Raw genomic sequence first — 11,523 nt, forward strand, 5'->3', positions numbered from 1 at the left:
TCAACTCTTGCATTAACAAACGTAACAGTACCATATGCAGTACAAATTGCTAACAAAGGCTACAAAGAAGCTTGCCTAGGTAACACTGCATTACTAAAAGGTATTAACACATTAGATGGCTATGTAACATTCGAAGCAGTTGCAGAAGCTCACGGTGTAGAGTACAAAGGTGCTAAAGAATTATTAGAAGCAGAAACAGTATCTTGCTAATAGAAGCATTATACAAAACAAAATCGAACAATATATAAAACAACATGATAAGAGCTAAGAGTGAAGATCTCTTAGCTCTTCTTGGCAAAAGGGGGCATACATCGTGGCCAACCTATTTAAAAAGAAATCCGTTACGCAATTGTTAGGGGAAAGTAAAAGTAAAACTTTGACGAAAACGCTAGGGGCATTTGACCTAACAATGCTAGGGATTGGTGCGATAATTGGTACAGGAGTTCTAGTATTAACTGGATTAGTAGCAGCAAGAGATGCTGGTCCAGCAGTTATTTTTTCATTCATGATTGCAGCCATCGTTTGTGGATTTGCAGCATTATGTTACGCAGAGGTTGCTTCTACACTTCCTGTTTCAGGTAGTGTGTACACATACTCATATGCAACAATTGGTGAGTTTGTAGCTCATTTAATGGGATGGACATTACTATCCGTATATGTTGTAACGACTGCCGCAGTAGCTGGCGGATGGACTGGTTACTTCCATAACTTAGTGAGTGGATTAGGGCTTGAAATTCCAAAAGCACTGCTAACGATTCCGTCTCAAGGTGGTATAGTGAATTTACCAGCAGTTATCGTTACATTAGTTATAACTTGGTTATTATCAAGAGGTACGAAAGAAAGTAAACGAGTGAATAACATAATGGTATTAATTAAAATTGGTATCGTTGTTTTATTCATTGCAGTTGGTGTATTCTACGTGAAACCAGAAAACTGGATACCATTTGCACCGTATGGTTTAAGTGGAGTTTTCGCGGGGGGAGCAGCAGTATTCTTTGCTTTCTTAGGATTTGATGCATTAGCAACTTCTGCTGAAGAAGTAAAAAATCCGCAACGTGATCTACCGATTGGTATTATCGCTTCGTTAGTCATTTGTACAATCATTTATGTTGTAGTTTGTCTCGTTATGACGGGTATGGTTTCATATAAAGAGCTAGATGTACCGGAAGCGATGGCGTATGTGTTAGAAGTTGTAGGACAAGATAAAGTAGCTGGTATAATCGCAATTGGAGCTGTAATTGGTATTATGGCAGTAATTTTTGCTTACATTTATGCAACGACACGTGTATTCTTCGCTATGAGCCGTGACGGTTTATTGCCAGAATCTTTCGCGAAAATTAATAAAAAGACAGAAGCACCAACATTTACAGTTTGGTTAACAGGAATTGGTAGTGCTTTAATTGCTGGATTTATCGATTTGAAAGAATTGTCGAATTTAGCGAATATTGGAGCGTTGTTAACATTTGCGATGGTTGGTGTGTCAGTTATTATTCTTCGTAAAACACATCCAAAATTACAACGTGGATTTATGGTACCACTTGTACCGATCTTGCCAATTATTTCAATTGCATGTTGTCTATTCTTAATGGTAAACCTACCATTAAAAACATGGATGTACTTCGGTGCTTGGTTAGCAATCGGAGTAGTTGTATACTTTGTTTATTCGAAAAAACATAGTCATTTAAAAGACGATGGAAGTTCGCAGGATAATTTAGAACAAGCTAATTAAAGGGATATAAACACAGTAAGCCTTGTGCGTCTAGGGAGCGCGCAAGGCTTTTTCTTTTGTTGAAATAAAGGGAATGTATATTATTTTGTCGAATTTTTCTGTCGGAATATGAAAAAAGGGTGGGAGCGAAATGGAAGAAGCAAAAGTTGTTGTTGGCGCAGAGGGTTATAATAATAACCCTGGTTGGTTACATACGAATGAAGAAGAATTAAATTTATTACGGAGAGAAACTTGGCTTGATAAATTTCAACCTAATTCTTTATCAGTAATTTTGGCAGAACATGTATGGGAGCATTTATCATATGAAGAAGGAATTGAAGCTGCAAAAATTTGTTATGAGTTTTTAATGGAGAATGGATATATTCGTTGTGCAGTACCAGATGCATTTTTTCCAGATGAAGAATATCAGCAAGGGGTACAAGTAGGTGGACCTGGTCCATTAGATCATCCTGCAGCAAGTCATAAAATTGTTCATAGCTATAAAACAATCACGTCCATGTTTGAATCAGCAGGTTTTCAAGTAAGGCTCTTAGAATACTGTGATGAGAATGGTAAGTTTCACTATAATGATTGGAATGAGAAAGATGGATTTATTTATCGTTCGAAACGTTTTGACCATAGAAATCGGGATAATCATTTAGGATTTGTTTCTTTAATTGTGGATGCGGTGAAAAATGAAAAGTAAGTAAAAAGGGGTGTGCGAATTGTGCATCCTTTTTTGTATGAGAATATAGAGAGTGCGGAAAATATGTATACGACTTATTAAAATGTGAACGGAATGTTCATAAAAAAAATTCAGATTTCATTGACACATATGAGTGGGCGCTCATATAATAAGAGTATAAGATATATGAATGATTGTTCATATGTTCAATTAAAGAGGTGAGCTATAATGGCTGGAAATAAAGTAGAAACACCACAAGAGACATGTTCTCAAACGATAATTCATGAAGAAGTTGTAGAGCAAGTAAAACAAACAATTCCAACTGATGAAAGTTTAAGTAAAGTAGCAGAACTATTTAAAGTATTAGGTGACCGTACACGTACGAGAATATTACATGCGCTATTTGAAGCTGAAATGTGCGTTTGTGATTTAGCTTATTTATTAGGAATGACACAATCATCTATTTCGCATCAGCTTCGTGTGTTAAAGCAAGCGAAACTTGTGAAGAATCGTAAAGAAGGAAAGGTTGTTTATTATTCGTTAGCTGACCAGCACGTAATTCATATCTTCGAGCAAGCGTTTGAACACGTAAACGAAGAAGAATAAAAGAACGCGAGGAGGGAGAACGATGGCTGAAGCATTGGTGAAAAAGAAACTGATGTTAGAAGGTTTAGATTGTGCGAACTGTGCAATGAAAATTGAAAAAGGTGTTGGGAATATAGAAGGAGTAAATTCTTGTTCTGTAAACTTCGCAACAAAGACAATGATCTTAGAAACAGCACAAAATAAAGAAAACGAAATTGTTACGGAAGCAAAACAACTCGTTACAAAATTAGAACCGCATATTAAAGTTCAAGAAGAACAAAAAAATAAAATTGCTAAAGAAGTATTTATATTAGAAGGTTTAGATTGCGCGAACTGTGCAATGAAAATTGAAAATAAAGTGAAGGAAATGCCAGCTGTCTCAGAAGCAACTGTTGATTTCGTATCGAAGAAATTACGAGTAGAAGTTGCGAATAAAAGAGAACTAGAAGCGACTGTAGCAAATATAACAAATGTCGTTCAAAAGTTAGAACCAGATGTGAAAGTTGTTCGTGAAGAGAAGAACGGTCATGACCACGGACATAGTCACGATCATGGTGAAGCAAATGTGAAAAAGATGGTAGGGAGATTAGTGGTCGGCGGAATTTTGACAGCAATTGCTGCATTAGCGGGCTTACCACAAATGGTAACAATTCCGTTATTCGTCCTTGCTTATTTATTAATAGGTGGAGATATCGTTTGGAGAGCGATAAGAAACATAACTCGTGGCCAAGTATTTGATGAAAACTTCTTAATGGCAATTGCAACTGTAGGAGCTTTTGCAATTCAACAATATTCTGAAGCTGTAGCAGTAATGCTATTTTATCAAGTAGGAGAACTATTCCAAAGTATTGCGGTAAACCGCTCCCGAAAATCAATTACTTCATTAATGGATATTCGTCCTGATTATGCGAATGTAAAGATTGGAAATGAAACGAAGCAAGTATCACCAGAAGATGTAAAAATTGGCGATTATATTATCGTTAAGCCAGGTGAGAAAGTGCCGTTAGACGGAAAAGTAATTGAAGGAACATCAATGGTAGATACTTCAGCATTAACAGGTGAATCTGTACCACGTGAAGTAGAAGTTGGAAATGATGTATTAAGTGGCTTTGTGAACCAAAATGGTGTGTTAACAATTGAAGTTACAAAAGAATTCGGTGAATCCACTGTATCAAAAATTTTAGATTTAGTTCAAAATGCAAGCAGTAAAAAAGCACCAACGGAAAACTTTATTACGAAGTTTGCACGTTACTACACTCCAGTTGTAGTTATTACAGCGGCGATCATGGCGTTTATTCCACCACTTATTTTAGAAGGAGCTACATTCTCTGAGTGGATTTATAGAGCTTTAGTGTTCTTAGTAATCTCTTGTCCATGTGCGTTAGTTGTATCCATTCCTCTTGGATTCTTTGGAGGTATCGGTGGTGCATCTAAAAGTGGTGTGTTAGTAAAAGGTAGTAACTATTTAGAAGCTTTAAATGATGTAAAATATATTGTTTTTGACAAAACAGGAACATTAACAAAAGGTGTTTTCAAAGTTACAAAAATGGAACCGAGCGAAGGTACTACAAGTGAAGAGTTATTAGAGTATGCGGCATTTGCTGAAGTATATTCTAACCATCCAATTGCCCAATCTATTCGAAAGGCATATGGAAAATCAATTGATGAAAAAATAATCGATGATTATAACGAAATTTCTGGTCACGGTACAGTCGTAAAAGTACAAGGAAAAGAAATTTTTGCAGGTAATGCAAAATTAATGAGAAAAGAAAATATTGAATTTAAGCAACCAGAAACAGTAGGTACATTAGTTCACGTTGCTGTAGATGGAAGATATGCAGGTTATATTGTTATCTCTGATGAGGTAAAAGAGGATTCGAAACAAGCGATTCAAAAGTTAAAAGAACTAGGTATTAAAAAGACAGTAATGTTAACTGGTGATGCAAAACCAGTTGGTGAAGCTGTCGGTAAAGAATTAGGCTTAGATGAAGTTCATGCGGAATTACTACCACAACAAAAAGTAGAAGAGATTGAAAAAATTGATGCAGCGAAGCACGGAAAAGAAAAAATTGCCTTCGTTGGTGACGGTATTAACGATACACCAGTATTAGCCCGTGCAGACGTTGGTATTGCGATGGGTGGTTTAGGATCAGATGCAGCAATTGAAGCGGCAGACATCGTTATTATGACTGATGAGCCTTCAAAAATTGCGACAGCTGTAAAAATTGCAAAACGTACAAGAAGTATAGTGTGGCAAAATATCATCTTTGCTCTAGGTGTAAAAGGGATCGTTTTATTACTTGGTGCTTTTGGTATTGCAACAATGTGGGAAGCTGTTTTCTCAGATGTTGGTGTGACACTACTTGCAGTGTTAAATGCAATGCGTGTATTAAGAGTGAAAGATTTATAAAAAAGAGGACGCGACCCGCGTCCTCTTTTTTATTGGTGATTTTGTTGAAATTGACTCAATAAAATAATACCAAATATTATTTTACTTTTAAATAGCGTTATATTAAAATTTACAAATAAAATACATTCGTCTTATTCTTTTAATATATTTTTTACAAATATCCATATAGTATTGAAAAAACAGAGAAGGGGAAACTTCTCTGTTTACTTTTGTATGTTTTTTTCGACTTGTTCTCGAACTGTTTGAATGTAATTCATTTTATGATCCCAGCACTCTTGGCTTAAATCGACAGGGTATTCTTCAGGATTTAAAGTTCGCATATATTCTTCCCAAAATAGAGAGAGACTCTGTTCATTATATTTTTGAATATCTAATATACTTGGTAGTTCATATGTTCTTTCACCGTTAACGAAAATATCTTTATGCAGTTCACGGGCTTCAAAGTTTGTTACGAATTTACTTATATATGTGTGAACTGGATGGAACATTTTTAAGCGCTCTTCTTTTCCAGGTTCTTCAGAATCTAATGCAATATAATCGCCTTCTGCATGATCGTTTACCCGATTGATAATACGATAAATTCGTTTCAGTCCTGGAGTGGTAATTTTTTCAGGGTTAGATGAAATTTTAATCGTATCATTTAATTTTCCGTCAGTATCTTCAATCGCAACTAGTTTGTAAACAGCCCCCAATGCAGGTTGCTCAAAGGACGTAATTAATTTTGTCCCAACGCCCCATACGTCAATTTTTGCTCCTTGAGATTTAAGGTGCATAATTGTGTATTCATCTAAATCGCTAGAAGCGATAATTTTTGTATTTGTAAACCCTGCTTCATCTAATAGTTTTCGTGCCTTTTTCGATAAATAAGCCATATCACCACTATCAAGACGTATGCCATAGAAATCAATACGATCCCCAAATTCTTTTGCAACACGAATCGCATTTGGAACACCAGATTTCAATGTGTCATATGTATCAACGAGAAAGACGCACTTTTTATGAGTTTCAGCGTATTTTTTAAACGCGACGTATTCATCGCGATATGCTTGAACGAAAGAGTGAGCGTGTGTGCCAGCTACAGGAATCCCAAAGCGTTTCCCAGCACGAACGTTGCTTGTAGAGGAGAAACCACCAATAAAGGCAGCACGCGTCCCCCAAAGGGCAGCATCGAATTCATGGGCACGTCTTGTGCCGAACTCTAAAAGCTCATCATTACTTGCAGCATGTTTCATACGTGCTGCTTTTGTGGAAATTAATGTTTGGTAATTCACAATATTTAAGAGGGCAGTCTCAATAATTTGTGCTTCACCAAGTGGTGCATCAACACGTAATAAAGGTTCGTTATTAAATACAACTTCGCCTTCTTGCATACTACGAATCGTCCCAGTGAATTTCATATTTTGTAAATAATGAAGGAATTCTTCTTCAAATTGTAATTCTGCTAAATAAGCGATATCGCTTTCAGTAAAACTGAAATTTTCTATGTACTCTACAATTTTCTCAAGGCCAGCAAAAACAGCGTAGCCGTTCTCAAATGGAAGCTTTCGAAAATATAAATCAAAAACAGAACGGCGATTATGAATACCATCTTTCCAATATGTATAAGCCATGTTGATTTGATATAGGTCTGTATGTAAGGCATAACTATCGTCTTTATAATGAGTCATCGCGAGAACACCTCCATAATTTGGTTATAGTATACCAATTTTTCACCATTCGTAGCAAAGAAGAGATATTGATGTGAAGTCAAGAGAGAAAAAAATGAAATTATGCATATTTTTTAGAAAATTTATATTTATCAATTTATATTTCTCCAAATTTTATGTATTATTAGAGTAATGGGGTAATGAGAATGGAGGAGGACAATGCAACAAACATTAGAAAAAATAGGCAAACAAGTCTTTTACAAACGGCTTCAGCAAAAAATGACACAAGAAGAATTATGTCAGGGCATTTGTTCTGTCTCATACTTAAGTAAGATCGAAAATGGAAAGATCGAAGCATCAGAAGAAATTCTACAATTGCTCTGCGCAAGATTAGAAATTGCTGTGACGGATTTGAGAGATGTAGAAGAAGATGTGAAGGGGAAGCTGGATGAATGGTTGAATGCACTAGTTCATTTGGACAAGCAACAAGTAGAACGTATATATGAAGAGTTGCAAGGTGAAATGAAGCATGTGTTGGATTTTGAAATTATAAATTATTATAAACTGCTGTATACACGTTATTTAATGATGAAGCGAGATCTACCTGCTCTTGAAGAAGAATTGGACAGATTGAAGAAAGTGTACAAGAAATACTCACCCTTTCAAAAGTTATTGTATACGTACAGTAAGGCATTATTACTTAGTTTGCAATATAAGCATAAGGAAAGTTTAAAATATTTAATTGAAACAGAAGAAATGGCTAAAGAGCAAGGATATTATGAAACGGGGATATATTATAACCTAAGTCTTGCGTATAGTCATCTAAATATACCACATTTAGCCATGCATTTTGCTCATATTGCCATGGAGGGGTTCCGTAACGAATATAAATTCCGTTATGTAATAAATTGTCAAACGATTATTGCTTTAAGTTATGTTGAAAAAGCACAATATGAAGAAGCTCTAAAGATTTATGAGAGTATATTAAGAGAAGTAGATTCTTTTGCGGAAAAAGATATGATTAAAGCTATGACTTTAAATAATATGGGGGAATTATACCATTATAAAAATGAGCATGATAAATCTAAAGACTATTTTCTTCAAAGTTTCGAATTGCAGAAGACTGTCAATATGAATTATATTGAAACAATTTATGGACTGGCTAAGCAATACATTCATCTTAAACGTTATGAAGAAGCGCAGGAATGGATAGAAAAAGGAATTGATTGCTCACGGAGTGATGAGAAATACAATAAAATGATTTATTCATTCTGTATATTTAAGTATAAATATTTTGGAGAATCTCAAGAATTTAAGAGATTTTTAGAGAATGAGGCTATTCCGTTTTTTAAGAGTGTAGGTAGTATGAAGGAATTAAAAAATGCTTATTTAGAATTAGCTATGTATTTAGAGAATGAATTTAAGTATGAGGAAAGTAATAAATATTATAAAGAAGTTATTAAAGTTTTAGAAGAAAAGGAGGAATTGAATTGAAAAAGCGCATTTATGGTGCAGTAGGGCTTGGAATAGTAGCGATTCTTTCTTTAGGCGTTAATTATTCAAATCCAGACATATATGGGGTAAAGTCTTTAAAAGAAGGCTCAGTAAATTACTCTAATCCAGATATTTATGGATTAAACGCTTTAAAAGAAAGTAGTATAAAATATTCTAACCCAGATATTTACGGTTTTAAATTTTCAGAAGAAAAGGTTATAAATTACTCTAATCCAGATATTTATGGTTAAGAAAATATTGAAAAACCCCTTTCCAATCGGAAAGGGGTTTTTTCAATATTTGTTCCTCAAAATTCTACAAAACTTGAGAAAAAAATTATTTGAATTTTTAGTATATTAATAGTGGAAACATAATGCTAATATGAAACTACTCTTTTTCAAAAATTTTTTTATTAGGGGGAAGGTTATATGAAAAAGAAGAGTTTAGCATTAGTGTTAGCGACAGGAATGGCAGTTACAACGTTTGGAGGGACAGGCTCTGCGTTTGCGGATTCTAAAAATGTGCTCTCTACGAAGAAGTACAATGAGACGGTGCAGTCACCTGAGTTTATTTCTGGTGATCTAACTGAAGCAACTGGCAAGAAAGCAGAATCTGTTGTGTTTGATTACTTAAACGCAGCAAAAGGTGATTACAAGCTAGGGGAAAAGAGTGCGCAAGATTCTTTCAAAGTGAAACAAGTGAAGAAAGATGCTGTAACTGATTCAACAGTAGTACGTATGCAACAAGTTTACGAAGGAGTGCCTGTATGGGGTTCTACTCAAGTAGCTCACGTAAGTAAGGACGGTTCTTTAAAAGTATTGTCTGGAACAGTTGCACCTGATTTAGACAAAAAGGAAAAGTTGAAAAATAAAAATAAGATTGAAGGCGCAAAAGCAATTGAAATCGCGCAGCAAGATTTAGGGGTAACACCGAAATATGAAGTAGAACCAAAAGCGGACTTATATGTATATCAAAACGGTGAGGAAACAACATATGCATATGTTGTAAATCTAAACTTCTTAGATCCAAGCCCAGGAAACTACTACTATTTCATTGAGGCAGACAGCGGTAAAGTATTAAATAAGTTTAATACAATTGATCATGTGACGAATGATGATAAGTCACCAGTTAAGCAAGAGGCTCCTAAACAGGATGCGAAAGCTGTTGTAAAGCCTGTAACAGGAACGAATAAAGTAGGAACTGGTAAAGGTGTACTGGGAGATACGAAGTCGCTTAATACAACGTTATCTGGATCATCTTACTACTTACAAGATAATACACGCGGGGCAACGATTTTCACATATGATGCGAAAAACCGTTCAACATTACCAGGAACATTATGGGCAGATGCAGATAATGTTTTCAATGCAGCGTATGATGCAGCAGCAGTAGATGCTCATTACTATGCAGGTAAAACATATGATTACTATAAAGCTACGTTTAATAGAAATTCTATTAATGATGCAGGAGCACCGTTAAAATCGACAGTTCATTACGGAAGTAATTATAACAATGCATTCTGGAACGGATCACAGATGGTATACGGAGATGGTGATGGTGTAACGTTTACTTCATTATCTGGTGGAATTGATGTAATTGGTCACGAGTTAACGCATGCTGTTACGGAAAATAGTTCAAATCTAATTTATCAAAATGAATCTGGGGCTTTAAATGAAGCGATTTCTGATATCTTTGGTACTTTAGTAGAATTCTATGATAACCGTAACCCGGATTGGGAGATTGGTGAAGATATTTACACACCTGGTAAAGCAGGAGACGCACTTCGCTCTATGAGTGATCCTACGAAGTATGGTGATCCAGACCATTATTCTAAGCGTTACACTGGTTCAAGTGATAACGGTGGTGTTCATACAAACAGTGGCATTATTAATAAACAAGCTTATTTATTAGCAAATGGTGGTACGCATTATGGTGTAACTGTAACTGGTATCGGTAAAGATAAATTAGGTGCGATTTACTACCGTGCAAATACACAGTATTTCACGCAATCTACTACATTTAGTCAAGCTCGTGCTGGTGCAGTACAAGCTGCTGCAGACTTATATGGTGCAAATTCTGCTGAAGTAGCAGCAGTTAAGCAATCATTTAGTGCTGTTGGTGTAAACTAAGGCTTTAAGGAAGAGCTAGTAATAAAATACCTCAAAAATAAAGAAGGAGCATAGGCTCCTTCTTTATTTTTTTCTCCATTTTTTCCACAAATAAAACAATCCAATAACGCCTGCGATTGTTACAACCCACTTCGCTTCATTTGTTCCGTTCATGACTTGGTATGCCGAATATACTTCAATCAATAAGGCCGGTATTTTACCTATTGTACTGGCAATACTGAAGGAGAGTAATGACATTTTCCCTAGAGCTGCAAATAAAGTCACGATACTTGATGGGATGAAAGGTATCAATCGAAACGATAGAACGAGTAGAAAGGCCTCTCTACCTTCTACATAAAGAAGACGCTCTACCTTTGGGTACTTATTTACTTTATCGTGAGTGAACTTTTGAAGGCCCAGGCGGTAAATATAAAACGAGATAATAGCCCCTAAGGCCTCACCTGTGATCGAAATGATTGTGCCATTTGTTACACCGAAGAGCTGTATATTAATGGCGGTTAAAAAGATGCTAGGAATAACACCTAAAAGACTAATGATGATGTTAATTAAGATACTAAGTGGAATTGCGATTGAATAGTATTCTGTTAAGAAATTTTGAATCGTTTCAGCCATTGTTTAAAATCCTTTATCTTTTTTTGCATTACACCATATTTCGATTGTATAGGCAAGGGAAAATTTACATAATGTAGAAAAATGTTGATAAGAAGGGGTCCTGATACCTTATATAGGTATTAGGTATATAAAAATAGGGGTATTTTAAATCGTTTTGAAAAACAGTATAAAACCCTTTTTATAAAAGGGTTTTATAATTATATTATTGGTGATTTTATTCGGGAAATAATTATAAAATATATGGGGTATATATT

The 11,523-nt window shown here is 35.3% G+C and carries 9 protein-coding genes and 1 pseudogene; 8 read left to right on the forward strand and 2 right to left on the reverse strand.

Annotated features, from left to right (window positions below; translation table 11 throughout):
• The 5 genes and pseudogenes from ABWK52_RS02375 to ABWK52_RS02395 form a co-directional block, all read left to right on the forward strand.
• A pseudogene (locus tag ABWK52_RS02375) lies at nucleotides 1-210 on the forward strand (alanine dehydrogenase); the annotation flags it as partial.
• 103 nt (nucleotides 211-313) lie between these two features.
• Nucleotides 314-1,729: an amino acid permease gene (locus tag ABWK52_RS02380; RefSeq protein WP_001284887.1), complete on the forward strand. Its 1,416-nt coding sequence runs from the start codon at nucleotides 314-316 to the stop codon at nucleotides 1,727-1,729.
• A gap of 130 nt (nucleotides 1,730-1,859) precedes the next feature.
• Complete coding sequence (locus ABWK52_RS02385; RefSeq protein WP_000390572.1) at nucleotides 1,860-2,414, forward strand: class I SAM-dependent methyltransferase; 555 nt, start codon at nucleotides 1,860-1,862, stop codon at nucleotides 2,412-2,414.
• 207 nt (nucleotides 2,415-2,621) lie between these two features.
• Entirely contained in the window at nucleotides 2,622-2,999 is a 378-nt protein-coding gene (locus tag ABWK52_RS02390; protein ID WP_000918378.1) for an ArsR/SmtB family transcription factor, read from the forward strand.
• A 22-nt stretch (nucleotides 3,000-3,021) separates the two neighbouring features.
• Nucleotides 3,022-5,388, forward strand: a complete 2,367-nt coding sequence (locus ABWK52_RS02395; protein WP_098541028.1) for a heavy metal translocating P-type ATPase — start codon at nucleotides 3,022-3,024, stop codon at nucleotides 5,386-5,388.
• A 203-nt stretch (nucleotides 5,389-5,591) separates the two neighbouring features.
• On the opposite strand, the gene ABWK52_RS02400 is transcribed toward ABWK52_RS02395, so the two are convergent.
• Nucleotides 5,592-7,055 (reverse strand): nicotinate phosphoribosyltransferase, encoded by a 1,464-nt coding sequence (locus ABWK52_RS02400; protein WP_098508762.1) that lies wholly within the window; start codon nucleotides 7,053-7,055, stop codon nucleotides 5,592-5,594.
• Between the two features lie 198 nt (nucleotides 7,056-7,253).
• Here ABWK52_RS02400 and ABWK52_RS02405 point away from each other — a divergent pair, with 198 nt between their 5' ends.
• The 3 genes from ABWK52_RS02405 (at nucleotide 7,254) to ABWK52_RS02415 (ending at nucleotide 10,657) form a co-directional block, all read left to right on the forward strand.
• A complete protein-coding gene (locus ABWK52_RS02405; protein WP_001187939.1) occupies nucleotides 7,254-8,528 on the forward strand; it encodes a tetratricopeptide repeat protein in 1,275 nt (424 codons plus the stop codon).
• Nucleotides 8,525-8,779 carry a hypothetical protein gene (locus tag ABWK52_RS02410; protein WP_000746247.1) on the forward strand — a complete coding sequence of 85 codons (255 nt, stop codon included), beginning with the start codon at nucleotides 8,525-8,527 and terminating at the stop codon, nucleotides 8,777-8,779. The genes ABWK52_RS02405 and ABWK52_RS02410 overlap by 4 nt, the downstream gene beginning before the upstream one ends.
• Nucleotides 8,780-8,956: 177 nt before the next feature.
• Nucleotides 8,957-10,657, forward strand: a complete 1,701-nt coding sequence (locus ABWK52_RS02415) for a M4 family metallopeptidase (RefSeq protein WP_000730369.1) — start codon at nucleotides 8,957-8,959, stop codon at nucleotides 10,655-10,657.
• Between the two features lie 63 nt (nucleotides 10,658-10,720).
• Here ABWK52_RS02415 and ABWK52_RS02420 read toward each other — a convergent pair whose 3' ends face one another.
• Nucleotides 10,721-11,269, reverse strand: coding sequence for a TVP38/TMEM64 family protein (locus ABWK52_RS02420; RefSeq protein WP_044584122.1), 549 nt, complete (start codon nucleotides 11,267-11,269; stop codon nucleotides 10,721-10,723).
• Between the last annotated feature and the right edge of the window lie 254 nt (nucleotides 11,270-11,523).

Origin of the sequence: Bacillus sp. AP50 (assembly GCF_040492675.1) — a bacterium.
Lineage (GTDB): Bacteria > Bacillota > Bacilli > Bacillales > Bacillaceae_G > Bacillus_A > Bacillus_A cereus.

Bases quoted from the DNA above. Each gene is read 5' to 3' on its own strand.
- ABWK52_RS02385 (WP_000390572.1), top strand. From the start codon at position 1,860: ATGGAAGAAGCAAAAGTTGTTGTTGGCGCAGAGGGTTATAATAATAAC.
- ABWK52_RS02390 (WP_000918378.1), top strand. From the start codon at position 2,622: ATGGCTGGAAATAAAGTAGAAACACCACAAGAGACATGTTCTCAAACG.
- ABWK52_RS02395 (WP_098541028.1), top strand. From the start codon at position 3,022: ATGGCTGAAGCATTGGTGAAAAAGAAACTGATGTTAGAAGGTTTAGAT.
- ABWK52_RS02400 (WP_098508762.1), bottom strand. From the start codon at position 7,055: ATGACTCATTATAAAGACGATAGTTATGCCTTACATACAGACCTATAT.
- ABWK52_RS02405 (WP_001187939.1), top strand. From the start codon at position 7,254: ATGCAACAAACATTAGAAAAAATAGGCAAACAAGTCTTTTACAAACGG.
- ABWK52_RS02415 (WP_000730369.1), top strand. From the start codon at position 8,957: ATGAAAAAGAAGAGTTTAGCATTAGTGTTAGCGACAGGAATGGCAGTT.
- ABWK52_RS02420 (WP_044584122.1), bottom strand. From the start codon at position 11,269: ATGGCTGAAACGATTCAAAATTTCTTAACAGAATACTATTCAATCGCA.